We start from the raw sequence: 25,695 nt of genomic DNA, 5'->3' as shown, positions 1-25,695 counted from the left end.
GCTTTCTCACTATCCCCAGGTTTCTTACATCATCCCAATCGTCTGTTTTTGGGGTTTCTAAAATAAGGGGCATATCTTTAAAGAAAGGATGGATAAGAATTTTCTTAAATCCCTCTATTCCAATTAAGCCTTCTCCAATACCTAAGTGTCTATCCCTATGAGAGCCACATTCTCCCTTTGAATCATTAAGATGAACAAGCTTTATTCGGCAAAGACCAAAGGCTTTGTCAAATGTAGAAAGCACGCCATCAAGGTCATTCAAAATATCGTATCCTGCGGCAAAGATATGAGCTGTATCAAGGCAGACACCGAGACGCTCCTTTTCATCACACCCTTCAATAATTTCTCCAATCTCATCAGCTAGCCCAATCTCATTTCCCTCCTTTGCGGTTGTCTCAAGAAGAAGCAAAACAGGGTTTTTTACAAAGGAGAATGCAACATTGATGGAGTCAATTATCCTTTTTATTCCAATTTTAACACCATCTCCCTTATGGCTTCCTGGATGGGTTACCACAAATGCACAGGAAAGTTTTTCTGCCCATTTTAGCTCAGAGATGAGGGTCTGGACGCTTTTTTCCATTAAAAGGGGGTCAGAGGATGCAAAGTTTGGAAGATAAGAAAGATGAATTGCAACAGGAGAAATGTCCTTCTTTTTAAGGCTTTCCTTAAAGAATGAAATATCATTATCTAAATAATTTGGCCCTGCCCAAGATTTTGGATTTCTTGTAAATATCTGAATTGTCTCGCAATTAAGGTATTCTGCCCTCTCAACAATTTCTTTAAGGTTTAAGGAGGAAATATGAACCCCTAATCTCAATTATACGGATGGGCTTAAGAGAGAACTTGCTATATCTTGTATATGCCTGTTATAATACCCCTCTCTTATCCTCCTTTCTGCCGTATCTATTCTTTGCGAGCGAACATCTGGAAGGGAGGATATAGCATTAAAAACAAGCTTTTTCAAAGAATCTAGTTCAGAAGCCTTCTTTCCCTCGGATGAAATAGAAAGGGTATCATCGGCCTCATTTATTACCCCCTCCTTGCCTTTTATGAGGCCTCCTTTTTCTATCTTCCCTATCTTCCCTATTTGACCTATTTTATCTATGTTCATCTTTCTAAATTATATATCGGAATTTTTCAAAGAAAACTTTACATAAATTTTATTCTTTTGTCAAGTTTCATATCGCCCCTTTGCTTGAGGGAATATCTGTCCTCTCAATCCTCGTTGCCCCTTTCAATGCCCTTCCTAGTCCCTTAAATATTGCCTCTATAATATGATGGGTATCAGAGCCATAAAGAATTACAATATGGAGGGTAATCTTTGAATTGTCAACAAATGCCTTAAGAAATGCCTGGATTAAAGATGTATCAAGGCCATCAACCATCCCAGAAAATTCAAAGGCAAGGTTATCCTTTTTTATAATAAGGTTAGGCCTTCCTGAGATGTCCAAAGATACAATGGCTAATGCTTCATCCATGGGAAGGGCTATATCGCCATATCTATTTATCCCTTTTTTATCTTTTAATGCCTTATCAAATGCGCTGCCAAGGCAGATTCCAACATCCTCAATGATATGGTGTGGAAGATCTCCCTTTGCCCTTATCTTGAGGTCAAACATACTATGGTGTGAAAACAATGAAAGAAGATGGTCAAAAAATGAAAGGCTTGTTTTTATATTGGACATTCCACAACCATCAAGAGTTAGATTTACCTCTACCCTTGTCTCTTTTGTCTCCCTTATTATTTTTTCCTTTCTCATCTTAACCGTCCGTCAGATAGTCTAAAGAGCCGATCTGCCATTTTTGAAAGCTCCTCATTATGGGTAGCAATTATTAAAGCCTTGTTTTCTCTTTTAACAATGGATTTTAACATCTCATATACCTCAATTGCCATATTTTTATCAAGAGAGCCGGTTGGCTCATCTGCAATAATTATTTCTGGAGAATTGATCAAAGCCCTTGCAATAGCTACCCTTTGCTGCTCGCCAAAGGATAAGTAATTTGGAAGATGGTTAATCTTGGAAGATAAACCCAAAAATGAAATAAGCTCATAAGCCCTCTTGCTTGCATTATTTCCCATAATAAGCGAAGGAATCAATACATTTTCAAAAATAGATAAATTTGAGAAAAGGTTATAAAATTGCAAGATAAATCCCATATTCTTTGCCCTAAATCTATTAAGGTTGTCCTCTTTTAATGCAAAAATGTCACAATCATTAAAAAGGACATTCCCAGATGATGGTTTTTCTATGCCACCTATGATATGGAGCAAGGTAGATTTCCCAACCCCAGATGCTCCAACAATAGCAACAATCTCGCTATTTTTTATCTCTAGCTCTATTCCCTTTAAAACCTCAATTTGCCCAAAGGATTTATATAGATTGCTTATTCTTACCATATAAAAACCATATAATACTTATTATTATGCCCACGATAAAAAATACAACCTGTGGTTGGGTAAGGGAAAAAAGAAATAGGGGTTGATCCCTTAAAAACTCAACAAAAAAGCGGATTATGGAATATCCCAAAAGGAATGAGAAAAAGAGAAAACCATTCCTCTTTGGCTTAATCTTAATGAGAATTAAGAATAGGATAAAATCTAAAAGGGATGAATAGAGTTGGGTTGGATGAAGGGGGATATTTCCAAATCTCTTCCATCCCCAGCTTCCCACAGGAAATAGAATTCCCCAGGGAAGGCTGGTTGGCTTTCCAAAACAACACCCTTCAAAAAAGCAACCTATCCTTCCAATACTCATCCCAATAGCAAAGGAGGGAGAGAAAATATCGGCAATCTTAAGGAATGGCAAGCCCTTTTTCTTGCAATATATCCAAACAGAAATTATGGCAAAGATAAGTCCTCCATGAAATGTAAAGCCCGATCTTGAGATAAAAACATCAATAAATGAATAGGATGATGGGTTTGAAATAGCATTAAATATCCTTGCACCAATTATACCCGAGACAAAAATTAAAACAGCAATGTTTGAGATATGCCTCTTTAAATCAAAAGCCCTCCTTTCAGCAAGCCAAAATCCAACCATAAAGGCAATTGCCAAAAAAAGCCCGTATGTATAGAGGGTAAGTGGACCTATCTTAAACAAAACCGGGTGCATTACTTAAACCCCTCAAATATTCTTGTTATATCATTCATCGAGGCAAAGAAAAGGATTAAAATGATTATTCCAAAACCGACCTGATTTGCCCTCTCGTAAAATGTTTCTGAAAATGGCTTTCTCCTTATTCCCTCAATAATAAAGAATAAAACCAGACCACCATCTGCTATTGGGATGGGAAGAAGATTGACAATAACAAGGCAGACGCTCATTAGGGCTGTAAATCGTAAAAGATGGACAAATCCCTCATGGGCTGTTTTGCAAGCTATTTGAAGGATTCCAATCGGACCTGATACCATTTTTGGTGATATATCGCCCCTTATCATTTTATATATCCCAACAATGTTTAAGACAATAAGGTCATATACCTCAGAGGATGCCTTGCAAGATGCAATAATGGGATTGTATCTTTTTGTTGTATAAAATGAGGGTGTAATCCCTATCATACCAATGGTTTGCGTGCCAATTAGCTTCTGTATTGGGACAATGGTTAAAGAAAAAATTTTATTTCCCCTCTCTACCTTTAAAGAACAAGGAACGCCTGGATTTTTATAGATTACCTCAACCACATCTTCCCAAGCAAAGATTTCCTTTTTATTTATCTCTTTTATTAAATCACCCTTTAAAAGAGCCGATTTCTCCCCCGGAAATCCTTTAAGAAAACCCCCTATTCTTGGGGCAAGCCAAGGGGAAATCCCAATATAGCCCATCCCTCCATCTATAGCCTCTATGGTAATATTTTTCTTTATTAGCTTGCCATCTCTTTTAATCTCAAATTCATATGTTTTATTTGGATTCATGGCAATCTTTTTTACCACATCCTTCCATTCATCAATATGTGTATTCTCTATTTTTACAATTTCATCGCCTTTTATTATTCCCCCTTTTTGTGCAGGAGAACCCTTAATTACTCCTCCCACAATGGGCAGAATTGAGGGAGAACCAAAGGTAAATATCATAAAGAACAAAAGCCAACCAAAGAAAAGGTTCATAAAAACACCACTTAGGACGACAAATATCCTGGCAGAAATGGGTTTTGAATAAAATTCACCTTCCTTCCCTGTTCTTTCATTAGGAGATTCTCCCTCCATCTTAACATATCCACCAAATGGGATAAGGGCTATCTGGTATTCGCAATCATTCCTCTTAAAGCCAAGCAATTTTTTCCCAAAGCCAATGGAGAATTTTCTTACCTTTATCTTGGCTATAATTGCAGCAATAAAATGTCCAAGCTCATGGACAAAGATACAAAAGGATAAAACAAAGATTGCCCCTATTATTGATGTAAACATTTTACATAATTTCTTGCCCAGGCATCTGCTTCCAAAATTTCTTCAATGGTTGGGTTTCTTTTGGGCTTATGAGCAGACATTGCTTTTTTAACCCCCTCAAAGATTTCATTAAATGAAATCTTCTTTTCTAAAAAATCACTTACACAAACCTCATCTGCGGCATTTAAGACAGCTGGCATTGTTCCCCCTATCTTTCTTGCATTATAACCATATGTAATGGATGGAAACCTTTTCAAATCTGGCTTTTTAAATGTAAGTGAGCCTATCTTGGAAAGATCAAGAGAAGGCGCCATTCTCTTTAACCTCTTTGGATATGTAAGGCTATAGGCTATGGGAAGGCTCATATCTGGAACAGACATTTGTGCCAAAATAGAGCCATCAGAGAACTCAACCATAGAATGAACAATGGATTCAGGGTGTATTACCACATCTATTTTTTCAATATCTATGTCAAATAAATGTGATGCCTCAATTATTTCAAATGCCTTATTCATTAGTGTAGAAGAATCAATGCTTATCCTCCTTCCCATCATCCATATGGGATGAACCAAAGCCTCTTCTGGGGTAATATCATTCAGGGTCTCTCTATTGAGAAATGGGCCACCCGATGCGGTAAGGATTATTCTCTCAGGCTTTTCCTTTCCTGAAATACATTGGAATATGGCAGAATGTTCAGAATCAATGGGAATTATTGAGACATTCCTTTCCTTCGCCTCATTTTTTAAAATCTCACCTGCCAAAACAAAAGCCTCCTTTGAAGCAAGGCAGACATTTTTCCCAGCTCTTATAGCATAAAGGGTTGGAAGTAAAGATGCTGCACCAGATATGGCTATAATCACCCGGTCAGCCCCTTTAAGGCTTGCCAGCTCAAGGATTCCCTCCTGTCCACCCAGAACCTTACAGGGCAAATCCCTTAATCTATCTTTAAGCTCATCAAATTTCTTTTCGTCAGCAATTGCAACCACAGGGGGTAAATACTTCCTTGCTTCTTCTTCAAGGAGGGAAATATTCTTTCCACCCGATATTCCAAGAAGCTTGAAACCTAAAGCCTGGATAACCCGAAGAGAACACCTTCCAATTGAACCTGTTCCTCCTAAAACTACAATATTCACCGCCGTTTATTTTAATCAATCCCCAAATCTACTTAATCACCCCTATCTTTCCAAGGCCAAATGTTTTATCTGAATTGCTTATGGTATAAAGATAGACACCAGAGGCAATGTTTTTTGTATCCCAAGAAATTTCTTCCCCTCTGCCTGCGGGAAGCTTTACCACAAGCTCTCCAGATATTGTATAGATTAAGATAAATGTATCCTTAAAGGTTAAAGGGCTGCCTCTAAATCTTACAATTTGCCCAAATTTTGCTGGGTTTGGGAAAACTTTAATGGAGGTTGTGGTAAATGTTGAAATAGAAGATGATGCTGTGCCTCCCCGAGAATCAGAGGCAATAACCTGCCAAGAATATGTTGTATCCATCGCTAATGGCTCTTTAAAATTTGGTGTCCAAAATGTATCACTTGTATTTGCAACATTCTTTAGCCCTTCTCCACCTTTTCTCAAGAAGAGAGAATATCTGATCTTATCCTTCCAATCTGGGTCAATTGATGTGCTCCATCTAAATGTAGGGTGCTGGCTTGATGTCCATCCATTATTTTCTGGCTGGATAAGGGAAAATCCTAAAGGGGGTCTATTTTCTCCCCATAAGCTATAAAGGACATTTATCCTTCCAAAATCTTCCCTCCCAATGTTATCAGACCTATTTCTTATTTCATTAAAAACAAAGGCATTTGTTGCACCTGGATACCTTGAGAATAAAAGGCCTGCCAAGCCTGCAACAAATGGAGATGCCATTGATGTTCCAGACATATAGGCATATGTGCCTTTTTCCTCTGGAATTGTGCTTAAGATATAAACCCCAGGTGCAGAAATATCAACCCAGTTGCCATATTGGGAAAACCCTGCCTTTTGGTCGTATCTATCTGTTGCTGCCACAGCCATTACATTATCATAGGCGGCGGGGTAGTTTTTTTCCTCTCTCCCATCATTTCCTGCTGCTGCAACAATGAATACATTTTTATTATAGGCATAACCACAGGCATCTTTTAAAACATTTCCTACCTGAGGAGCTCCTAAACTCATATTGATTACCTTTGCACCATTATCTGCTGAATATCTTATTGCCAAAGATATATCAGCATCATTACCATAACCTTCTGCATCAAGGCATTTTATCGCCAATATCTTGCAATTCCAGGCAAGACCTGTTATACCAATCCCATTGTTTGTTTCACCAGCGGCAATACCAGAAACATGGCTTCCATGGCTATGATAGTCCATTGGGTCTTTTTCATAGGGAACAAAGCTTTGGCTTCCAATGATTTTATCGTTTAAGTCAGGATGATTATAATCAATCCCTGTGTCTAATATGGCAATGACCACAGAAGATGTTCCCTTTTCTATATCCCAAGCATCTGGTGCAGAAATTTTAGGAAACGGCCATTGGTCATTAAATTTAGGGTCATTTGGTGTTGTATAAGCCTTTCGGATATAATTCGGCTCGGCATAGACAACATCTGGATTATCTTTAAATTTCTCAATTGTCTTAAAAATATTAGAATCCTTTTTAAGCTTAATTCTATAGATATTATCAAAAAGCTCATTAAAGGATTCCACATCAACCCCCATTACTTGAATCCCCCTTTTTTCCTTAAATTTTACAAGAATCTCATCTTTTACAAAATCAGCAAAGATAAGGCTGGGAAATAAAAGAAATATTAAGACCCTCATAGAACAATCATACAATCTCCATAGCTTCCAAATCTATAATTCTTTTCAATTGCTATTTCATAAATTTCCTTTAGTTTCTCCAAGCCAACAAATGCAGAGGTCATAATAAAAGGAGGGTTTTTAGGAAGGTGAAAATTTGTAAGCAACCCAGAGATTATCTTAAATCTAAACCCAGGGTAAATAAATAACTCTGTCCAAAATCCGACTCCTAACTTCTGATCTCTTCCTCCTGACTCTAATGCTCTTACCACCGATGTTCCGCAGGCGATTATTCTTTTATCTTCAGGGATTTTTTCCTCTATCCTTACATATTCCCTATCCATCCTATGTTCCCTAATATCGCTGCAGCGGACCGGCTTAAATGTGCCAAGTCCGATATGGAGGGTAAGGTAGGCTATAGAAATTCCATTTTCCTTTAATTTTAAAAGAATCTCATCGGTAAAATGAAGGCCGGCAGTGGGTGCGGCGATTGAACCCAAATCTTTTGCATATACAGTTTGATAATAAATCTTATCTTCACAATTCGGCTCTCTTTTTATATAGGGAGGAAGGGGCGTTTTTCCTATTCTTTCCAGGATAGAAAATAAATTCCCATTGCCATTGAATTTGATAAGAGAGGGAGAGATAATTTCTCCTTTAAGGATTCCAAAATCAAGGATTTTTCCCTCTTTTATTTTCTTTCTTGGCTTTGCTAATATCTCCCAGATATTCTTTTCTTTTTCTCTTATCAAAAGGATGTCTATTCCATCTTTAATAAGCCTTGCAGGAAATACCTTTGTTTTATTAAGCACAAGAGAGTCTTTGGGAGAGAGAATATTTACAATATCAAAGAATTTAAGATGCTCTATTTTTTGCCTTTTTTTATCAAAGAAAAGCATCTTACATTTCCCCCTTTCTTTTATTGGCTCCTGGGCAATAAAAGAGCGGGGAAGGGAATAAGAGAAATCACCAAGATTCATAAAAAAATTTTAAAGCCTTTAAAAATTTATGTCAAGTAATAGGGGAAAATTGCCGATATATAAGATGAAATGTTTATTGATAGTTTATCTGCAAAAACAATTGAGCTGGCAAAGAAAGGGCTAGATTCTGCTACACTTAGGCACAATGTTATCTCAAACAATATTGCCAATGTGAATACACCAGGCTTTAAAAGGCAATCTGTTGTTTTTGAAGATGCTCTAAAGAAAAACAAGCTCTCTGCAAAGAGGCTAAATCCAAAGCATATTCCATTTTCCTATGAAAAGAATGAAAATTCTTCCAGAATTATTACAGAAAATGATACAATATATAGGAATGATGGAAATAATGTTGACATAGATAAAGAGATGGAAGACCTAGTAAAGAATGCAATTTATTACAATGCAATAGCAACCAGGCTGGCAAAGAAGTTTAGCCTGCTTAAGCTGGTTGCCCAAGGAGGGAGATAATGTTAACCGGTGGATTGTTTAGGGGAATAGATGCATCGGCATCTGGAATGTCGGCTGAGAAATTAAGGATGGATATTATCTCAGAAAACATTGCCAATGCCAATACAACAAGGACACCTGAGGGAGGTCCATACAAAAGGAGATTTCCCATATTTACACCAAGAAGACAAGAGCCATTATTCAACCTGCCATTTATTAAGCCTCCCATAACCATTGAACCGGGTAATGGCGTCAGAGTTTTAAGGATAGAGGAGGATAAAACACCTCCTAAGTTAAAGTATGAACCAGGCCATCCAGATGCTGATGAAAATGGCTATGTGGCATATCCAAATATAAACCTTGCCACAGAGATGATAAATTTAATCACAGCCGCGCGTGCATATGAGGCAAATGTTACAGCAGCAAGAAATGCCAAGCAGATGATGATGAAGGCATTGGAAATATGAATAAGTCAAGAGTCAGGAGCCTGGAGTCAGAGAGACAAAAAGGAAGGTAGAAATAATGGAAGTTGATTTATTTTCTTTATTACCAGAGCCAAGTGTTCAACCAAAGATTGAGACCAAAAAGGATAAAAATGGATTATTTGACCTTGTACTTTCTGGTTTAAAGGAGACAAATCGGCTAGAAAACAATGCAGATAAGCTTACCCAAGACCTTGTATTGGGAAAGCTTGAGAATATCCATGACCTTATGATTGCCACTGAGAAGGCAGAAATAGCCCTTAATTTTACAATGGCAATCAGGAATCAAGCTTTGCGTGCCTACCAGGAAATTATGGGAATGGGGAGGTAAGTTAATCTGCCTTATCTCTTCTTTGTTTGACAAAAAATCAAAGATTTGTCATAATAAAGATGAATGGAAAAAGAGATTTACGATTATGATTTTAGAAATCCACCACGGCTAACCAAGGATAATCTCATTAGCTTAAAGACAATTTATGAGGGGTTTTCTAAAAAAACAGGGGCTTGGCTTTCCAATAGATCAGGAGAAGAGGTTACCATAGAAACAGAGGATTCTTTACAGACAGATTACTCAAGCTTTATCGCAAAATATCCATATCCAACAATACTCGGTTTAATTTCCCAAGCTCCACTTACATCCCTTTCTATAATCTGGCTAAAACCAAGCCTTGCTTTTTACCTCATTGATAAATTTTTGGGGGGAAAGGGAGAAAGCATTGAAATAGATAGGGAGATAACAAGCGTTGAGAGGGAGATTCTTAAAAAAGTGCTGGATGAGCTTATAAGTTTCCTTAAACAGGCATGGGCCAGGGTTTGTGAGATAGATTTTAAATTAGAGGACATAGCAACAAACCCCCTTTCTCTTAAGGCTATATCTCCAAACGAGATTATCCTAAAAACGGGTTTTAAAATAAAAATAAAGGAAAGGGAAGAAAATTTTTCTTTATGCCTTCCATTCATAAGCATTGAACCATACCTTGATAGACTAACCACAAAACCAAAGGAGGAAAAGAAAACAAAAGAAATGACTTCTACAACAATTGGGCTTATCTCCCTTTCCGTGGTTGCCCTTCTTGGGAAGACAAAATTAACAATAAAGGAGGTCTTAAATCTCTCTTGCGGTGATGTCCTAAAGCTTCCCACCAGAGTTTCTGATGGTGTTGTCTTGTGTGTAGGAGGAAAGGAAAGATTTATTGCCACCCCTGGCATATCAGGAGGAAATATGGCTGTCCAGATAAAGAAGGTTCTGAAGGAGGAAAAAAACGAATAGGCTTGATAGAATAAAAGACCCAGAAGACCTTAAAGGTTTAAACCTTAATGAGCTTAAAGAATTAGCAGAAGAGATAAGGGAGCTAATCATAGAAACCACATCAAAAACAGGTGGGCATTTAGCCTCCTCCCTGGGTGTGGTTGAGCTTACCCTTGCCCTTCATTATGTCTTCTCATTTTCAAAGGACAGGCTAATTTGGGATGTTGGTCATCAAAGCTATGCCCATAAAATATTGACCGGAAGAGCTGATAAATTCCACACCCTGCGTCAGCTGGGTGGAATATCAGGCTTTCCAAAAACTCTTGAGAGCATCTATGATGCATTTGATACCGGGCATGCCTCTACATCCATTTCTCTTGCTCTGGGAATGGCGATTGCTAGAGACCTTAAGAAAGAAAACAAAAAAATTGTTGCCGTAATCGGCGATGGTGCGATGGGTGGTGGATTAAGCTTTGAGGCGTTAAACTATGCCGGGGCTGAAAAGAGAGACCTTCTGGTTATCTTAAATAGCAATGAGATGTCCATATCAGAGACCGTGGGCAGCCTTTCTAAATACCTTAATAAGCTTATCACCCTCCCTATTTATATGAAGTTTAGGGAGGATATGAACTCTCTTATAAAAAGGCTTCCCTTGGGGAAAAAGGCAATTAAGATTTCCCATAAAATTGAGGAGGGGATAAAGGCAATGATTGTCCCTGGCATTCTCTTTGAAGAGCTTGGCTTTAGATACATTGGACCAATAGATGGCCACAATATTTCTCTTTTGATAAAAACCCTAAAAAACATAAAGGAGCAAAAAGGACCTATTCTTCTTCATATTATTACAAAAAAGGGAAAGGGTTATAAAATGGCTGAGGAAAATCCAGAATTATTCCACGGAAGCTCCCCATTTGAGATTAAAACAGGAAAACCCTTAATGAAACAAGAGCAAAAGACATATTCACAAGCCTTTGGTGAGATTATATTAGCCCTGGCAAAAGAGGACAGGAGGGTTGTGGTTATAACCGCGGCAATGGTTTCGGGGTGTGGCATTTCAAATTTCTTTAAAGAGCTTCCTGAGAGAGCATTTGATGTTGGAATCTGCGAGGAACATGCGGTTACAATGGCAGGGGCTATGGCAAAGGAAGGGCTTAAGCCATTTGTCTGCATTTACTCAACATTCCTACAGCGTGCTTATGACCAGATAATCCATGATGTCTGCCTTCAAAATCTACCGGTTGTTTTTATGGTTGACCGAGCTGGGATTGTGGGTGAGGATGGAGAGACCCATCAGGGGCTATTTGATCTTTCATACCTTTCATCCTGCCCAAATATGGTTTTATCCTCACCAAGAAATTTAAATGAATTAGGGAGGCTTGTAAAAACAGCCCTTAATTACAATGGCCCATTTGCCATTCGCTATCCAAAGGGACTTGATAAATTTGATTATGATTTAAGTCTTCCTCCCTTTGCTATAGGAGAGGGAGAGCTTTTGGAAGAAGGAAAAAACTGCCTTATCCTTGCTACTGGCTGTATGGTAGACATTGCAATGGAGGCTATTGCTTTGTTAAAAAAAGAGAGGCTTTCTTTATCCCTTATAAATTGCAGATTTATAAAGCCCCTTCCCGAAGATCTTATTCTTAAAAACATAAGGCGGAAGATAATTACCATTGAAGACCATAATGTCTCTTGTGGTTTTGGGTCGGCTGTTTCTAAGCTTTTATCTGATAAAAATGTAATGGTTTATTCCCTAGGTCTTCCCGATAAATTTATTGAGCAGGGAAAAAGAAATGAGCTTTTGGAAAAATATGGGCTTTCTTCACAAGGCATTGCACATTCCATAAGAAAGATATGTGTTTAGCGATTAGCCTTTTTAAAGAAGAAAAAAAATTTACAAATTAAAGGCTAATGATCAAAGGCTAAACATATACCTTTACTATATCTCTATAGATCATCTCTGCTAGCCCTAAGCTTCCATTTTGTGCTATACTCTTTGCATATTCATCATAGAGCATATCGGTAAAGATCTCCTCTCCTTGCCCGCCATCAATAAAGCCTGATTTATCAATTGTTTTCCTTAATCCCTCAAGGAGTTTTGAAATAAATATTGCCTCAAACTCAACACAGGCAGACCTTAATTTCTTTTGATCTGCCTGTGTCTTGTAGAGGTTTAATGGATAAGATTCTATCTTCATTACTTCTTTCCTTTCTTTTCCTTCTTTTCCTTCTTATCCTTCTTTGGCTTCTTTGTTTTCTTCTCCTTCATCTTTTTCACCCCCTTACATTATTATAATTTCAGCAAATAATGCACCTGCCTCCTTCATTGCCTGAAGGATAGAGATAATGTCAGATGGATTTGCCCCAATAGCATTTAATGATGAAACAATCTCTGAGACGCTTATTCCCTCCTTCATCAAAATAACGCTTCCCTCTTTCTTCCCCTTTTCCTCTCCCTCTATAACAACCGAGAGGTTTCCATGCGATATAGCACATTTTGAAATCCTTATCTCTTCTCCCATTACAATGGTTCCCGTCCTTTCATTTATTACAATCTTTGCCTTGCAATCTGGCTTTACAGATAGGTTTTGGATAATTGAGATAAAGGATACAGGGTCGTTTTTAAAATCCTCTGGAATCTCTATCTCAATAAGGGATGGGTCAATTGCCTTTGCTATATTTCCAAGATGGAGGTTTATTGCATCTACTATGGATGAGGCGCTGGTAAAATCTGGGTTTTTAAGGTATAGAGATATTGTTTTGCTTTTAAATATCTCATCGATAACCTCCCTTTCAATTATCGCACCATCGGTTATCCTTGCTACCGTTGGATGTGTTTTTGTTAATCTTCCCATTGATATTGGTCCTTGGGCAATGGCATAGACAATGCCATCAGGACCAATTAAGGGTGTCTGGATAAGGATTCCGCCAGATAGGTCTTTACAATCACCAATGGATGATATGGTAATGCTAATCTTACTTCCTGCTCTGGCAAAGGGTGGAAGCTCGGCAGAGACCATAACAGCCGCTACATTCTTTACCTTCATCTTTGTCTTATCAACATATATCCCAAAATTGGCAAGCATATTGGCAATAGAATTGGCGGTAAAAAATGTCCCTTTAGAATCACCTGTTCCATTTAAGCCTACAATAAGGCCATAGCCAATTATCTGGTTCGTGGTCATCCCTTTAATATTTGTAATCTCCTTTATCCTTACTGCTGGCATTGCAAAAACACCAAATAAGCCAATAGCCAATAGCCAATAGCCAATAGCCTTAAGCCTTACATTCCGCATTCCACACTCCGCATTCCGCATTTTTAAAATATCCACCCGAAAAGCTTTTGGAATATTCTTACTCCGATAAATGGCTTTTCTTTGCTTGAAACCTTAACCTCTCCCCTATATTCAATCTTTGCATCTGCCAGATATGTTGAAAGGACAACATTATTTGGATCAATATCCTCTGGCCTTGCAATACCAGAGACATAGACAACTTGCTCTTCATTATCTATGCGAACCCTCTTTTCTCCCTCTACTAATAGATTCCCATTTGGCATAACCTTTAAAACAGAGGCAGTAACCTTTGCCTGGATAGAGCCAGCCTTTGATGTAGCACCCGATCTTTTATACTTACTTTCTCCTTTTAGACCAAGCTTTGGGATAAAATCTAATTTACCTGTGCCTTGTGGAACACCTATCTCTAAATCCTTATCGCGCTTGGAGGATGACATATCCTGTGCCTTTGCAGATTCCACAATCACAACGGTAATGAGATCGCCTATCCTTGCGGCTTTATGGTCTGAAAATATGCTTTTTTCAAAGCCCTCAAGCCACAAGCTCTCGGCAAAACAGACAACAGACAACAGACAACAGACAACAGACAACAGACAACAGGCCTTTACATTCCGCATTCCGCATTCCGCATTCCGCATTTATTTCACCTCCACTGTCCCCTTTTCTACAACAAATCCTTTAATTATCTTATTTGATGCAAGATTTCTAATAGAAATCTCCTTTCCCTTATAACCGGTTGATATAGCCATTCCCTTTGTTTTTATAGAAAATCCATTGCCATTCTTTAGGAGAGAAACAATATCGCCAAAATGGATTAAAGGAGGTTCTTTAATATAATGTGAAAGGATTATACCTCCTTCTTGGATTCTCCTTCCTACCTCCTTTCCAACAATTTTTTCATTTTCTGTAATATACCCAGATATGCTTGTTATTTCTCTCTCTTCTTTTTTTATCATATCCTCTGTGATAATGTCTTTTGTGTTTAATGGCTTTGCCGCAACAAATACATCCTGAAATTTTCTTATTCTAAAGGATTGCTTTATCCTTTTTTCCTCCTTTCCATCAAGTAAGATTTTTATCTCAACCAAGGCATTTCGGTATGAAATACTAGGATTTGCCTCTAATCTAAGGTTTCCATCCGGAAGGGAGAGGTCGGAAATCTTCCTTTCTTCAATCTCAATCCTTCCATCATTAACAAGGCTTTCTATCTTTTCTTTTGAAACCCTCATTATCTCATCTCCCGAAAGAATCTGAGCAGAAACATTAAAAGCGATAAATAGCCAATAGCCAATAGCTTTGACTCTTGACTCTTGACTCTTGACTCCCGACTCCTTCATCATCTCTTTAAGGTGGTTACCACACCCAGCATAGAATCTGCTGTCTGGATTGCCTTTGAGCTAAATTCATATGCCCTCTGGGCAACAATCATCCTAACCATTTCCTCTACTACATTAACATTTGACATCTCGATAAATCCCTGGGCAATCCTTCCAAATCCACCTTCACCCGGTGTTCCGGTTAAAGGCTCACCTGAGGCAGCGGTTTGTTTTAAGATGTTTTTACCCATAGCTGATAAGCCACCAGGATTGACAAAGCGGACAAGCTCTATCTTTCCAATCTCCTCTGGTGTCTTCATATCCCCTCCCATTATGGCAAATACAGAGCCATCCTCCATAATGGATATATCTGTTGCATCTTCAGGAATGGTTATCTCAGGTTGTAAGATATAGCCATTTGCATTTACAATTCTTCCCTCAGAATCCTTTGAGAATACTCCATCCCTGGTATAACCTATCTCGCCATTTGGAAGGAGAACCTGGAAGAATCCAGGGCCCTCAATGGCAAGATCCAATGGATTCTTTGTCTCCTCAAGCGAGCCAGGCAAATGAATCTTTTGTGTCCCGGCTACCTTTACACCATGGCCAACCTGTATGCCACTTGGTATTTTTCCTCCACCTGTAATGGGTGTTCCCGGAAGCCTCAATGTGGCATAAAGGAGGTCTTCAAACTCTGCCCTATCCCTTTTATAGCCTGTTGTATTCACATTTGCCAGGTTATTGGCTATTACATCAAGGTGAAATTGCTGGGCATTCATTCCCGTTGCCGCTGTCCATAAACTTCTTTCCATCTTATACCTCCTATGCTAATCTTCCAAGGTCATTTATAGACCTTGAAAGAAGCTCATCATATGTTAAGGCAACCTTTTGGTTTGCCTCATATAATCTTTGAACCTCAATCATCCTCACCATTTCCAAAACAGGTTCGCAATTTGAAGCCTCAAGAAAGCCTTGTTTTACCTCAAAAAAGGCATTTTTTGGCACCTCCTCTGTCTTAAATAATGTATCGCCAATCTTGTTAAGATTATTCTTATTTTCAAAATCTACTATTTTAAGCTTCGCTATTTCGTTGCTACCAACCATTATTGTTCCATCACTTGTTACGGTAAAATTTGGATCTTGTATTTGAATGGGTGTATTAAGGATTGATAAAACCCTATGTTTTGACAGGGTGATTAAAAATCCATCTTTGTCTAATGTAAATGCCCCATTCCTTGTATACATTTCGCCGTTTGGTGTTTCCACAGCAAAAAAGCCATCGCCATTTATTGCTAGGTCAAGAGGATTTTCTGTATACTTTATTGCTCCTTGGGTATATATGGTTGCTACATCAGCAATTCCAACACCCTTTGGTAATTCTCCCACATAAGGTGTAGGATCAGATGTTCCTATGGGTGTTTCTATAATCTCATCATAAAGCCTATTTATCTTAAATGAACCAAATTCTTCAAAAACCATCTCATCCCTCTTGTATCCAGATGTTTCCACATTTGCCAGATTATTTGCTATTGTCTCAATACTCCCCCACAAGCTATTCATCCCCATTGCGCTAAAGTAAATTCCCCTTTCCATTTCACTTAATATATCGGAAAAATAGAAAAAATACTTAAGAAAAAAATTGACAAAATTGGTTTGTAAAATGTAAAATCTTAAAATGGGCTAGAAGAAGATTTTAATTGTTGATGATGATATAGATATCAGCGAGATAATCAAAACCATTCTTGAGATGGAAGGCTATGAGGTTACAATTGCTTATGATGGAATGTCTGCCCTTGATATCTCTTACCAAAAAAAGCCCGATCTTGTCCTGCTTGATATTATGATGCCTGGGATGGATGGCTGGGATGTTTTAAAAAGGCTTAAAGCCTGTAGAAAAACATTGCACATTCCGGTTGCTATGGTTACCGCAAGGATAAATCCAGAGGAAAAAATAAAGGCATTTAAAGAAGGTGCAGAGGAATTTATTACAAAGCCCCTTCATATAGATGATTTCTTAAGAAGGATAAATAGACTTTTTCACAAGGAAGAGGAGGAAAGAAAAAAATATATGCTTCTCCTTGCTTAAATGTTAAGCCTAATTGAAGGAAAAACCCCTGAGATAAGAAGGCTTTTTGATCTAAAAGGGCTTCTTTATGATAAAGATTATGAAGAAAAAGCATTGGATTTTCCCCTCTATTATATGTATAGAGACCTTTCTCAAAATGAAGGGGATAGAGAAAAAATAAAAGCCCATAATTTAAGGTATGATATTACCATTATCCCTCCCAATATGCTGGGATGTGAATATGTAAAAACAGCAGGTCATTTTCACCCAAATTTTGCTAATAGCAATCTTTCCTATCCAGAAATCTATGAAGTATTAGAGGGAAGGGCAATATATCTCATGCAAAAGGATGATTTCTCTGATGTCTATTTTGTTAGCGCATCTTCTGGTGATAAGGTTATTATTCCTCCAAATTATGGACATATCACCATAAACAAAGAAAAAGAGAGGCTTGTGATGGGAAATTGGGTCTCTTCTTTATTTTCCTCTATTTATGGACCAATAAGGGAAAAGGGAGGAGGTGCTTATTTTCTTACAATTGATGGCTGGATAAAAAATGAAAGATACGAAAACCACCCTCCCTTAAGAAACCTTCCTTGTCCCGATTACAAAGATATAAAAAAGGGCATTCCTATGTATAGCCTGGTTGATAACCTCTCTCTCCTTAAATTCCTCTCCTCTCCCGATTGACAATACCCCTGTGGTAATTTATAATTTAAGCTAATTTAAAGTTTTAGTTTTTAAAAATGGGTGAATGGATTGGAATAGATAGAAGGGCAAGGAGGTCTTATGGTTTTGAAGAGGTGGCCATTGTCCCGGGAAAAATAACTATTGACCCTGATTATGTTGACACAAGCTGGGAAATAGGAAAAGCTAAATTTCAAATTCCCATAATTGCCTCTGGGATGGATGGTGTAATGGATGTCAAAATGGCAGCTCTTATGACAAAGCTTGGTGGATTTGGCGTGCTTAACCTTGAAGGGATACAAACAAGATACGAAAACCCCGAATCTGCCATTGAAATGATTGTAAATGCAGACCCTGATGATGCAACAAATATCCTTCAAAAGGTATATGAAGAGCCAATAAAAGAAGCCCTTATTGGAAAAAGGATAAGCGAAATAAAGAAACAAGGGGGTTTTGCTTGTGTTTCATCTATTCCACAAAGGGCAGAAAGGTTTGGGAAAATTGCTAAAGAAGCAGGGGCAGATATGTTTGTTATCCAGGCAACCGTAACCACGGTTAAGTATATCTCAGGAGAAAAACCCTCTTTGAATTTTTCAAAGCTAAAGAAGGAGCTTGATCTTCCAATTGTGGTGGGAAATTGCGTGGGATACGATACCGCACTTGAGATTATGGAAACAGGGATTGACGGAATTCTTGTAGGTGTAGGACCTGGTGCTGCCTGCACAACTAGGGGTGTGCTTGGTGTAGGTGTTCCCCAGATTACATCAACTGTTGATTGTGCAGCTGCTCGGGATTTTTATTACAAAAAAAGTGCTAGGTATGTTCCCATAATCACAGATGGCGGAATGAGGATTGGAGGGGAGATTTGTAAGGCATTTGCCGCAGGGGCTGATGCGGTAATGATTGGCTCTGCTTTTAGTAAGGCATCTGAGGCACCAGGCAAAGGCTATCATTGGGGAATGGCAACACCACATAGAAACCTTCCAAGGGGGACAAGGATAAAAACAGGCATAAGTGGTTCTTTAGAACAAATCCTTTATGGACCAGCCCATTTAGACGATGGCTCACAAAATCTTATCGGAGCCCTCAAGACAGCAATGGGTATCTGTGGAGCAAAGAATATCAAGGAGATGCAGAATGCAGAGCTTATAATTGCTCCCTCTGTCCAGACAGAGGGAAAGATATTCCAGCAAGTCCAGAGGATTGGAATGGGAAGATGAAAAATAGTGCACCAGCCACCAGGCACCAACTTCTGGTGCTCTTATTATGAGGGAGACAATTGTTATTCTTGATTTTGGCTCACAATATACCCAGCTCATTGCAAGAAGGATAAGGGAGCTTAAGGTATTCTCAATAATTCTTCCCTATAACACACCTGCTGAACATCTTAAAAAATATAACTTAAAAGGGATAATTCTCTCAGGAGGACCAGCCTCTGTCTATATCCAGGGTGCACCCTCGGCCGATGTTAAAATATTTAACCTTGGTGTTCCTATACTTGGAATATGCTATGGGATGCAATGGATTACTTACACCCTAGGAGGAAAGGTTCGCAGGGCACAAAAACAGGAATATGGCTCCTCTGAGCTTATTGTGGCTGAATTTTATGATCTATTCTGGGGTCTTCCCTCTACCATGGAGGTCTGGATGAGCCACGGCGATATAATTGATGAGCTTCCCGATGGATTTGAGGTAATTGGACTTACCACAAATTCGCCAAATGCTGCGATAAGGAATGCAGAAAAACGCATCTATGGCCTTCAATTCCATCCTGAGGTAGCCCATACGCCTTGCGGAATTGACATACTTGCGAATTTTTTATATGACAGGGTATGTGAATGCACACCGGATTGGCTCATTGAAAATTTTATCACAGAAAAGATAGAAGAGATAAAAAGCACAGTAAATAGAGGAAAGGTAATCTGTGGCCTCTCGGGAGGCGTTGATTCCTCAACCGCCGCTGTTCTTACCTATAGGGCAATTTCCGAAAATCTTACCTGCATCTTTGTAAATAATGGGCTTTTGAGAAAGGATGAGCCTGAGAGGATAATAAATATATTTCAAAAAAATTTCAATATCCCCCTTATCTATGTTGATGCAAAGGAGGAATTTTTAAAAGTCCTTTCTAATGTAGTTGACCCTGAGGAAAAAAGGAGAAGAATTGGTCATAAATTTATCGAGGTATTTGAGAGGGAGGCTCGTAAGATTGAGGGTGCTTCCTGGCTTGTTCAGGGAACCCTATATCCAGATGTAATTGAAAGCACAAGTGTTAAAGGGCCATCAGCCACCATAAAGACACATCATAATGTTGGTGGTCTTCCCTTAGAGATGAACCTTAAGCTTATTGAGCCATTTAGGGAACTATTTAAGGATGAGGTTCGCCAGATTGCCATATCCTTAGGTCTTCCCGATGAGATAGTATGGAGACAGCCATTTCCAGGCCCTGGGCTTGCTATTAGGATAATTGGTGAGGTTACAGAGAAAAATATAGAAATATTACAAGAGGCAGACCATATAGTTCATCAGGAGATAGAGAGAAATGGGCTATACCATAAAATATGGCAGTCATTTGCTGTTTTGCTCCCTGTGAAAACCGTAGGTGTAATGGGAGACGAAAGGACATATGGGAATGTCATTTGTATAAGGGCGGTTGTTTCACAAGACGGTATGACCGCAGATTGGGCAGAAATTCCCCATCATGTTTTAGGAAAGATGGCAACAAGGATTGTAAATGAGGTTCCTTATGTGAATAGGGTTGTCTATGACATTACCTCAAAACCACCGGGAACCATTGAGTGGGAGTAAAAGAATTGTTTAGCTTTAGCTAAACAGGGACACTATTCCTCGCCAAAGACCTCTGCTTCAAAGACCTCAAATTGGCAATCCCTTTTCCAGGCATCAGAAGGAAGACCTGCCTTTAAAGAAAGGTGGGTTAATGTCTCCTCCAATGTCCATTTTTGTTCAGGAGCTACCTGGGGGAGAAAAACTGCAGACCTTCCAGCCTTTGAAAGGATAACCCCATGCTTTCCAAGGATAATCTCTGTGTAAGTTCCTATTTTCTTTGGTGCAGTTAAAACAGAAAGTTCAATCTTAAGAGAGGGAAGCTCTGAATATGTGACTTGGGGAAATCTGTAATCAGAAACAGCAGCGCTTATTGCATTATCAATAACCGCCTGATACAATGGCTTTATGGGAAGAATATAGCCAATACAACCACGGAGATGTCCCTCCTTTGTATGGAGGGTAACGAACACCCCAGATTTTTTCAGCATCTTTGCATTCCCTTCTTTAAAATCTGGTATCTTTCCATCCTTAAGATAGGAATTCAAGGTTTCCCTTGCCATAAAAAGAAGCCTCTTTTTTTCATCCTTTGTAAAAATGCCCTCTTTATAAAAGCAGATAGAACCATACCCCACAACCCTGTTCTTTTCTCCATAGGTCGTATCTCCACTATTGTAGTAGATTATCTCCTTTGCTTTATCTACTCCAAGCAATTTCATTGTTTTAAGAAAAACAAGGAGAGGATAGAATCCACAAAGGTAGGTGGAAAGACCTGGAATCCCAGAGGAATAAACATTCATCTCAGCCTCAATTATCCCCTTTTCATCAAAATTGACAATCTTTTCTATTGTTTCTTGATCAACCCTTTTTGCATCATCGTATCCTGGGAAATGCGAAAGGTCAGATGAGGCAACAAGCAATGTTTCATCATCCATAACCTTTGATAGAGCAATGGCAAGATTAGACAAAATCCTTTCATCACCAGAAACAAGAATAGGAACAATCTCTCCCTTTGGCATGATTGTCTGGATAAATGGAATCTGCACCTCAATAGAATGCTCCCTTGCTTCTGCTTGAGGAAGATATGATACATCCTTATCAAGTTCCATTATCTTTTCTACCATCCCTTTGTTAATGGGCATACTCCCAAGGGGTGTCTCATATCCATCAAAGGAGGAGATTACAGGTTTATCAATAGGATATTGATGGGAAACTCCAAGGATAATAACTGTTTTGTAATCCTCCCCTTCTAGCTGCTTATACCCCCATCCTGCACAAAGACCTGAAAAAACATAGCCTGCATGGGGAGAGACAAGCCCCCTTACTTTAGGAGGGATTGTCCTTGTTGCTTTTTCTAGAAATTCCTCTACCATTTTCCGACAGCTGTCACCTTCCGGATAAAAAGCCCCAGAAACCGCAGCTTTTCTTATCTTCATAACCACCTCCTTCTCATTTGCTCTACAGCATGAGATAAAACTTAAAGCTAGCAAAAATAATAAAAGAATCCTCACACCATATATTTTATCACAATAAAGGGTTTTTGTAAAACTAAATTTTTGTATGTGTTTAGCTTAAGTGAGAATAAAAAAGAAGGGCTAAACAGGTATAGAAATCGCAATTGTTTAGCTAAACACATACATAATTTGCCTTTTCTTTTGCAATTTCCCTTACCATTATTGGGATTATTTCAAATAAATCACCAACAATTCCATAGGTGGCAACATCAAATATGGGAGCTTGAGGGTCTTTGTTTATCGCAACAATGCAATCAGAGGCTCTCATTCCAACCAGGTGCTGGATTGCACCAGAAATTCCACAGGCAATATATAACTTACAAGAAACCGTCTTTCCTGTTTGACCAACTTGGTGAAGGTGGGAAATCCAGCCAGCATCAACCGCAGCACGCGAAGCACCTAATGCTGCTCCTAAGCAATCGGCAAGCTCTTTTATAATCTTAATGTTTTCGGGCTTTCCTATACCCCTTCCAAAAGAAACAATTATCTCACTATCTTCAATCTTTTTAGAACCGAGCTCTTCTTTTCTTATCTCAATCCGTTTTTCTCTAATTTCAGAAGCTGAAATATTTGGTGCAATCTTTATAACCTCTCCCTTTCTTTCACAATTAGGTTCCATCTTTTTCATTACCCTTGGCCTTACTGTGGCTATTTTGGGCAGGGTCTTTGTGGTTATCTCTGCCATAATATTTCCGCCAAATGCAGGCCTTATCTGGTAAAATTTGCCATCTTCTATTTTTAGCTCTGTGCAATCTGCGGTAAGCCCTGTTTTTAGCCTTGCCGCAAGCCTTGGAGCCAAAGACCTTCCAATTGCTGTTCCTCCTATAAGGATAATCTCTGGCATTTTTTCTTTAATTATCTCAGCCAATATTTTTGAATAGATGTTTGAATAATAGGAAAGGTTTGGGTTTTCAACTAGAAAAACAAAATCCGCACCATTTTCAATAAGGGGATTAGAAAGGCCTTCTATTTTATCCCCTAAACAAATGGCTGATACATTTTGGGAAAGCCTTTTTGCAGAGGATAATAGCTCAAAGGAGACAGGGTTTATTTCTCCATCCTCTTGCTCGATAAATACCCAAATATTATTTTCTTTTAATCCAACGACCTCTTCTTTTTCTATTTTTATTGCCTTTGGCTTACAGGCATTAAGGCACATAGAGCAAAGGTTGCACCCATCCTTTATAAAGGCTTTTTTCTCTTTTATCTCAATTAACCCAAAAGGGCAGGCCTTTATACACTTCCCACAACCGGTGCAAAGCTCTGGAATAATTTTAATCATCACCTTATTTTGCATTTTGACTTTTGCATTTTGCATTGTATTTATCCATTGCCTTTTTTATCCCGTTTTTTGCAATCATAAAACAAGCATCAGCTGCCATATTACAAGCATCCTCAAGCATCTTTTCTTCCTCTTTATGAGGAGGAGAGAGAACATAATCCCTTCCATTCCCTGTTGGCTTTCCAATCCCTATTCTTATCCTTAAAAAATCATCCCTTCCAAAGCTATGGATTATGGATAAAATGCCCCTATGACCAGCTGATTGACCTCCTTTTTTTATCTTTATTCTTCCTGGGGTAATATCCATATCATCGTGAATGACAATCATTGCATCTGGATTTAATTTTTTATATATAGAGAAAATAGGGCCTCCACTCTCATTCATAAAACAAAGGGGCTTTGCTAGGGCTACATCTATACCCTCTATTTTTCCAAATCCTATAAGACAATTATCTTCCTTTTTTAGCCCTATCTTTGTTTTTGTGCTTAAAAGGTCAATTGCCTTAAATCCCAAATTATGTCTTGTGTCTTTATAGGAAGGCTCTGGATTTCCTAATCCTACAAAAAGAATCATTGGTGCTACGCCTCTTTTACTCTTCTACTTCCTCTTCCTCTTTCTTCCCCTTCTTAATAACCTCTGGCTCTGCTAATTCTTCTTTTATCTCTGTAGGTGGTGCCTCTACCTTTGGAGGAATAACAGAAAACACAATTTTTTCTTTATCCTCAAGAATTTCTATTCCTTCATATTCCGGGAAATCTTTTATGTGAAGTATATCACCTATTTTTAGGTCTTCTACATTCACATCAATTGCCTCTGGTATGCTTTGTGCAGGGCATTTTATATTAAGTTCATAGACAAGCTGTTCAAGAACCCCTCCCTCCTTTACACCTTGCGGAGTTCCCATTGCCCTTATTCCAACCTTAACCTCTATCTTCTCTTTTAAGCCAACCCTCATAAAATCTAGGTGGATAATTTCATTCTTTAAAGGGTTTATTTGCTTTTCCTTTACAATTGCATATTCTTTTTTTCTTCCTATTACCAGAGAAAATAGGGGGCTTTTTCCCTTGTGTAATATAGAGAGAAATTCCCTTTTTGAAAGATAGATGGGAAGGTTTGGTTTATCTTGTCCATATATAATCCCTGGAATAAATCCATTCCTCCTTAGTTTGTTAATCTCTCCTTTTGTCCCTATTTTTCTTTCTTCTACCTTTAATTCTTCCATAATTAGTCAAACAAGGAGCTTATAGAGGTTTCCTCATTTGTCCTCTTTATAGCCTCTCCAAAAAGCCTTGCCACCGATAAAACCCTTATCTTTTTGCATTTTAGCTTCTTAATAGGAATTGTATTACAAACAATAACCTCTTCTATCTCTCCTCCTTCCAATCTTTCCTGTGCTCTCCCCGAAAGAATAGGATGGGTAACCGCACAACAGACAGAGATAGCTCCTGCTTTTTTCAGAGCAGATGCTGCATTTACCACGGTTCCTCCTGTATCAATTAAATCATCAAAGATAACAACATTTTTAGAAGAAACATCACCAATCACATTTAAAACCTCTGATTTATTCTTCTCTGGCCTCCTTTTATCAATAATGCCTAGCCCTGCATCAAGCCTCTTTGCAATTGCCCTTGCCCTTTCAACACCACCTGTATCGGGTGAGACAATTACAAGTTCATCAGATTTTTTCTTGAGATATTCAATAATAATAGGGGATGAAAAAAGATGGTCTACGGGAATGTCAAAAAAGCCTTGAATCTGTCCTGCATGTAAATCCATGGTTAATATCCTTGAGGCACCCGCTGTGGTAATAAGATTTGCGGCAAGCTTTGATGTAATAGGAACCCTTGGCTCAACCTTTCTATCCTGCCTTCCATAGCCAAAATATGGGATAACCGCGGTAATTCTTCTTGCAGAAGACCTCTTTAGGGCATCTATGATAATTAAAAGCTCCATAAGATTTGCATTTGTAGGAGGCGAGGTTGGCTGAATTACATATACATCAGCACCCCTTACATTTTCCTTTATCTTTACATATGTCTCACCATCTGCAAAATCTGATACCTCTATCTCTGAAAGGGGAATTCCAAGATAGCTGCTTATCTCCTCTGCCAATGGCTTATTTGCCCTTCCAGAAAAAATCCTTATATTTTCCATAAGGAGAAAATTTTAATAAATTCCCTTCTTCAAAGTCAAGGTTTTAATTTTGAAGGTCCTTTTGTTATGTCAAGAATTTCTCCTTTTTCTTAAAACCCTTTTTTATCTCAAATATTTGTACGTGTTTAGCTATAGTATCTTCCATCACTTAGTGCAAAAATAGATAGGGTGTGTTTATCTGTTAAAAATTCATCCACCTTTTAAGAAATTTTGAATTCTAAATTTTGAATTTTGAATTGAAGGTTTAAGTTTTATAAAATTTTTTCCCTTTTA

Annotated in this window: 28 protein-coding genes and 1 pseudogene; 9 read left to right on the top strand and 20 right to left on the bottom strand. The window is 38.4% G+C overall.

Going from position 1 to position 25,695, the window contains the following annotated elements; all coding sequences use genetic code 11:
- The 9 genes from AB1397_07090 to queA form a co-directional block, all read right to left on the bottom strand.
- Positions 1–817, bottom strand: an 817-nt coding sequence (locus AB1397_07090) for a deoxyribonuclease IV (protein MEW6482742.1), incomplete at its 3' end; no start/stop codon positions are given.
- Positions 818–1,111 (bottom strand): flagellar biosynthesis anti-sigma factor FlgM, encoded by a 294-nt coding sequence (locus tag AB1397_07085; protein MEW6482741.1) that lies wholly within the window; start codon positions 1,109–1,111, stop codon positions 818–820.
- A gap of 67 nt (positions 1,112–1,178) precedes the next feature.
- Positions 1,179–1,760, bottom strand: coding sequence for an imidazoleglycerol-phosphate dehydratase HisB (hisB, locus tag AB1397_07080; GenBank protein ID MEW6482740.1), 582 nt, complete (start codon positions 1,758–1,760; stop codon positions 1,179–1,181).
- Positions 1,757–2,398, bottom strand: coding sequence for an ABC transporter ATP-binding protein (locus tag AB1397_07075; GenBank protein MEW6482739.1), 642 nt, complete (start codon positions 2,396–2,398; stop codon positions 1,757–1,759). The genes hisB and AB1397_07075 overlap by 4 nt, the downstream gene beginning before the upstream one ends.
- Positions 2,373–3,113, bottom strand: coding sequence for a prolipoprotein diacylglyceryl transferase (gene lgt / locus AB1397_07070; GenBank protein ID MEW6482738.1), 741 nt, complete (start codon positions 3,111–3,113; stop codon positions 2,373–2,375). Before lgt ends, AB1397_07075 begins: the two co-directional genes overlap by 26 nt.
- Entirely contained in the window at positions 3,113–4,405 is a 1,293-nt protein-coding gene (gene rseP / locus AB1397_07065; protein MEW6482737.1) for an RIP metalloprotease RseP, read from the bottom strand. The genes lgt and rseP overlap by 1 nt, the downstream gene beginning before the upstream one ends.
- A complete protein-coding gene (gene dxr, locus AB1397_07060; protein MEW6482736.1) occupies positions 4,390–5,517 on the bottom strand; it encodes a 1-deoxy-D-xylulose-5-phosphate reductoisomerase in 1,128 nt (375 codons plus the stop codon). Before dxr ends, rseP begins: the two co-directional genes overlap by 16 nt.
- A 28-nt stretch (positions 5,518–5,545) precedes the next feature.
- Positions 5,546–7,192: a S8 family serine peptidase gene (locus tag AB1397_07055; GenBank protein MEW6482735.1), complete on the bottom strand. Its 1,647-nt coding sequence runs from the start codon at positions 7,190–7,192 to the stop codon at positions 5,546–5,548.
- A complete protein-coding gene (gene queA / locus AB1397_07050; protein ID MEW6482734.1) occupies positions 7,189–8,151 on the bottom strand; it encodes a tRNA preQ1(34) S-adenosylmethionine ribosyltransferase-isomerase QueA in 963 nt (320 codons plus the stop codon). Before queA ends, AB1397_07055 begins: the two co-directional genes overlap by 4 nt.
- Positions 8,152–8,220: 69 nt before the next feature.
- Here queA and flgB point away from each other — a divergent pair, with 69 nt between their 5' ends.
- The 5 genes from flgB (at position 8,221) to dxs (ending at position 12,190) form a co-directional block, all read left to right on the top strand.
- Positions 8,221–8,619 (top strand): flagellar basal body rod protein FlgB, encoded by a 399-nt coding sequence (gene flgB / locus AB1397_07045; protein ID MEW6482733.1) that lies wholly within the window; start codon positions 8,221–8,223, stop codon positions 8,617–8,619.
- Positions 8,619–9,065: a flagellar basal body rod protein FlgC gene (gene flgC, locus AB1397_07040; GenBank protein MEW6482732.1), complete on the top strand. Its 447-nt coding sequence runs from the start codon at positions 8,619–8,621 to the stop codon at positions 9,063–9,065. Before flgB ends, flgC begins: the two co-directional genes overlap by 1 nt.
- Before the next feature lie 55 nt (positions 9,066–9,120).
- Positions 9,121–9,411 (top strand): flagellar hook-basal body complex protein FliE, encoded by a 291-nt coding sequence (gene fliE, locus AB1397_07035; protein MEW6482731.1) that lies wholly within the window; start codon positions 9,121–9,123, stop codon positions 9,409–9,411.
- A gap of 63 nt (positions 9,412–9,474) precedes the next feature.
- Entirely contained in the window at positions 9,475–10,350 is an 876-nt protein-coding gene (locus tag AB1397_07030; GenBank protein ID MEW6482730.1) for a FliM/FliN family flagellar motor switch protein, read from the top strand.
- 10 nt (positions 10,351–10,360) lie between these two features.
- On the top strand, positions 10,361–12,190 hold the full coding sequence (dxs, locus tag AB1397_07025) for a 1-deoxy-D-xylulose-5-phosphate synthase (protein ID MEW6482729.1): 1,830 nt from the start codon (positions 10,361–10,363) through the stop codon (positions 12,188–12,190).
- A gap of 58 nt (positions 12,191–12,248) precedes the next feature.
- On the opposite strand, the pseudogene AB1397_07020 reads toward dxs, so the two are convergent.
- The 6 genes and pseudogenes from AB1397_07020 to flgF form a co-directional block, all read right to left on the bottom strand.
- A pseudogene (locus tag AB1397_07020) lies at positions 12,249–12,476 on the bottom strand (rod-binding protein).
- A gap of 132 nt (positions 12,477–12,608) precedes the next feature.
- Positions 12,609–13,643 (bottom strand): flagellar basal body P-ring protein FlgI, encoded by a 1,035-nt coding sequence (locus AB1397_07015; GenBank protein ID MEW6482728.1) that lies wholly within the window; start codon positions 13,641–13,643, stop codon positions 12,609–12,611.
- A 2-nt stretch (positions 13,644–13,645) separates the two neighbouring features.
- Positions 13,646–14,260 (bottom strand): flagellar basal body L-ring protein FlgH, encoded by a 615-nt coding sequence (locus tag AB1397_07010; GenBank protein MEW6482727.1) that lies wholly within the window; start codon positions 14,258–14,260, stop codon positions 13,646–13,648.
- The gene (flgA, locus tag AB1397_07005) at positions 14,261–14,962 is read right to left on the bottom strand and encodes a flagellar basal body P-ring formation chaperone FlgA (protein MEW6482726.1); all 702 of its coding nucleotides are present in this window, start codon (positions 14,960–14,962) and stop codon (positions 14,261–14,263) included.
- The gene (gene flgG, locus AB1397_07000; GenBank protein MEW6482725.1) at positions 14,959–15,750 is read right to left on the bottom strand and encodes a flagellar basal-body rod protein FlgG; all 792 of its coding nucleotides are present in this window, start codon (positions 15,748–15,750) and stop codon (positions 14,959–14,961) included. Before flgG ends, flgA begins: the two co-directional genes overlap by 4 nt.
- A gap of 10 nt (positions 15,751–15,760) precedes the next feature.
- Complete coding sequence (flgF, locus tag AB1397_06995; protein MEW6482724.1) at positions 15,761–16,531, bottom strand: flagellar basal-body rod protein FlgF; 771 nt, start codon at positions 16,529–16,531, stop codon at positions 15,761–15,763.
- 97 nt (positions 16,532–16,628) lie between these two features.
- On the opposite strand from flgF, the gene AB1397_06990 reads away from it, so the two are divergent.
- The 4 genes from AB1397_06990 to guaA are packed head-to-tail and all read left to right on the top strand — an operon-like array spanning position 16,629 to position 20,495.
- The gene (locus tag AB1397_06990; protein MEW6482723.1) at positions 16,629–17,024 is read left to right on the top strand and encodes a response regulator; all 396 of its coding nucleotides are present in this window, start codon (positions 16,629–16,631) and stop codon (positions 17,022–17,024) included.
- A complete protein-coding gene (locus AB1397_06985) occupies positions 17,025–17,693 on the top strand; it encodes a glucose-6-phosphate isomerase family protein (GenBank protein ID MEW6482722.1) in 669 nt (222 codons plus the stop codon).
- Between the two features lie 56 nt (positions 17,694–17,749).
- Positions 17,750–18,910 (top strand): GuaB3 family IMP dehydrogenase-related protein, encoded by a 1,161-nt coding sequence (locus AB1397_06980; GenBank protein ID MEW6482721.1) that lies wholly within the window; start codon positions 17,750–17,752, stop codon positions 18,908–18,910.
- Between the two features lie 46 nt (positions 18,911–18,956).
- Complete coding sequence (gene guaA / locus AB1397_06975; GenBank protein ID MEW6482720.1) at positions 18,957–20,495, top strand: glutamine-hydrolyzing GMP synthase; 1,539 nt, start codon at positions 18,957–18,959, stop codon at positions 20,493–20,495.
- 32 nt (positions 20,496–20,527) lie between these two features.
- Here the strand turns inward: guaA and amrB are convergent, their stop codons facing one another.
- The 5 genes from amrB to AB1397_06950 form a co-directional block, all read right to left on the bottom strand.
- On the bottom strand, positions 20,528–21,907 hold the full coding sequence (gene amrB, locus AB1397_06970) for an AmmeMemoRadiSam system protein B (protein ID MEW6482719.1): 1,380 nt from the start codon (positions 21,905–21,907) through the stop codon (positions 20,528–20,530).
- Between the two features lie 190 nt (positions 21,908–22,097).
- A complete protein-coding gene (locus AB1397_06965) occupies positions 22,098–23,267 on the bottom strand; it encodes an FAD-binding protein (GenBank protein ID MEW6482718.1) in 1,170 nt (389 codons plus the stop codon).
- 4 nt (positions 23,268–23,271) lie between these two features.
- Positions 23,272–23,841, bottom strand: a complete 570-nt coding sequence (pth, locus tag AB1397_06960; protein MEW6482717.1) for an aminoacyl-tRNA hydrolase — start codon at positions 23,839–23,841, stop codon at positions 23,272–23,274.
- A 16-nt stretch (positions 23,842–23,857) separates the two neighbouring features.
- A complete protein-coding gene (locus AB1397_06955; GenBank protein ID MEW6482716.1) occupies positions 23,858–24,490 on the bottom strand; it encodes a 50S ribosomal protein L25 in 633 nt (210 codons plus the stop codon).
- 2 nt (positions 24,491–24,492) lie between these two features.
- Complete coding sequence (locus AB1397_06950) at positions 24,493–25,422, bottom strand: ribose-phosphate pyrophosphokinase (protein MEW6482715.1); 930 nt, start codon at positions 25,420–25,422, stop codon at positions 24,493–24,495.
- Positions 25,423–25,695: the final 273 nt, after the last annotated feature.

The organism is bacterium (assembly GCA_040756715.1).
In the GTDB taxonomy this organism is placed as follows: domain Bacteria; phylum UBA9089; class UBA9088; order UBA9088; family UBA9088; genus JBFLYE01.
This window is presented reverse-complemented; position numbering and strand designations above follow the sequence as displayed.

What these genes read in the sequence shown, in the direction of transcription:
- AB1397_07085 (MEW6482741.1), bottom strand. Translation starts at nt 1,111, where the DNA reads ATGAACATAGATAAAATAGGTCAAATAGGGAAGATAGGGAAGATAGAA.
- hisB (MEW6482740.1), bottom strand. Translation starts at nt 1,760, where the DNA reads ATGAGAAAGGAAAAAATAATAAGGGAGACAAAAGAGACAAGGGTAGAG.
- AB1397_07075 (MEW6482739.1), bottom strand. Translation starts at nt 2,398, where the DNA reads ATGGTAAGAATAAGCAATCTATATAAATCCTTTGGGCAAATTGAGGTT.
- lgt (MEW6482738.1), bottom strand. Translation starts at nt 3,113, where the DNA reads ATGCACCCGGTTTTGTTTAAGATAGGTCCACTTACCCTCTATACATAC.
- rseP (MEW6482737.1), bottom strand. Translation starts at nt 4,405, where the DNA reads ATGTTTACATCAATAATAGGGGCAATCTTTGTTTTATCCTTTTGTATC.
- AB1397_07055 (MEW6482735.1), bottom strand. Translation starts at nt 7,192, where the DNA reads ATGAGGGTCTTAATATTTCTTTTATTTCCCAGCCTTATCTTTGCTGAT.
- queA (MEW6482734.1), bottom strand. Translation starts at nt 8,151, where the DNA reads ATGAATCTTGGTGATTTCTCTTATTCCCTTCCCCGCTCTTTTATTGCC.
- flgB (MEW6482733.1), top strand. Translation starts at nt 8,221, where the DNA reads ATGTTTATTGATAGTTTATCTGCAAAAACAATTGAGCTGGCAAAGAAA.
- flgC (MEW6482732.1), top strand. Translation starts at nt 8,619, where the DNA reads ATGTTAACCGGTGGATTGTTTAGGGGAATAGATGCATCGGCATCTGGA.
- fliE (MEW6482731.1), top strand. Translation starts at nt 9,121, where the DNA reads ATGGAAGTTGATTTATTTTCTTTATTACCAGAGCCAAGTGTTCAACCA.
- AB1397_07030 (MEW6482730.1), top strand. Translation starts at nt 9,475, where the DNA reads ATGGAAAAAGAGATTTACGATTATGATTTTAGAAATCCACCACGGCTA.
- AB1397_07015 (MEW6482728.1), bottom strand. Translation starts at nt 13,643, where the DNA reads ATGCGGAATGCGGAGTGTGGAATGCGGAATGTAAGGCTTAAGGCTATT.
- AB1397_07010 (MEW6482727.1), bottom strand. Translation starts at nt 14,260, where the DNA reads ATGCGGAATGCGGAATGCGGAATGCGGAATGTAAAGGCCTGTTGTCTG.
- flgA (MEW6482726.1), bottom strand. Translation starts at nt 14,962, where the DNA reads ATGATGAAGGAGTCGGGAGTCAAGAGTCAAGAGTCAAGAGTCAAAGCT.
- flgG (MEW6482725.1), bottom strand. Translation starts at nt 15,750, where the DNA reads ATGGAAAGAAGTTTATGGACAGCGGCAACGGGAATGAATGCCCAGCAA.
- flgF (MEW6482724.1), bottom strand. Translation starts at nt 16,531, where the DNA reads ATGGAAAGGGGAATTTACTTTAGCGCAATGGGGATGAATAGCTTGTGG.
- AB1397_06985 (MEW6482722.1), top strand. Translation starts at nt 17,025, where the DNA reads ATGTTAAGCCTAATTGAAGGAAAAACCCCTGAGATAAGAAGGCTTTTT.
- AB1397_06980 (MEW6482721.1), top strand. Translation starts at nt 17,750, where the DNA reads ATGGGTGAATGGATTGGAATAGATAGAAGGGCAAGGAGGTCTTATGGT.
- guaA (MEW6482720.1), top strand. Translation starts at nt 18,957, where the DNA reads ATGAGGGAGACAATTGTTATTCTTGATTTTGGCTCACAATATACCCAG.
- amrB (MEW6482719.1), bottom strand. Translation starts at nt 21,907, where the DNA reads ATGAAGATAAGAAAAGCTGCGGTTTCTGGGGCTTTTTATCCGGAAGGT.
- AB1397_06965 (MEW6482718.1), bottom strand. Translation starts at nt 23,267, where the DNA reads ATGATTAAAATTATTCCAGAGCTTTGCACCGGTTGTGGGAAGTGTATA.
- pth (MEW6482717.1), bottom strand. Translation starts at nt 23,841, where the DNA reads ATGATTCTTTTTGTAGGATTAGGAAATCCAGAGCCTTCCTATAAAGAC.
- AB1397_06955 (MEW6482716.1), bottom strand. Translation starts at nt 24,490, where the DNA reads ATGGAAGAATTAAAGGTAGAAGAAAGAAAAATAGGGACAAAAGGAGAG.
- AB1397_06950 (MEW6482715.1), bottom strand. Translation starts at nt 25,422, where the DNA reads ATGGAAAATATAAGGATTTTTTCTGGAAGGGCAAATAAGCCATTGGCA.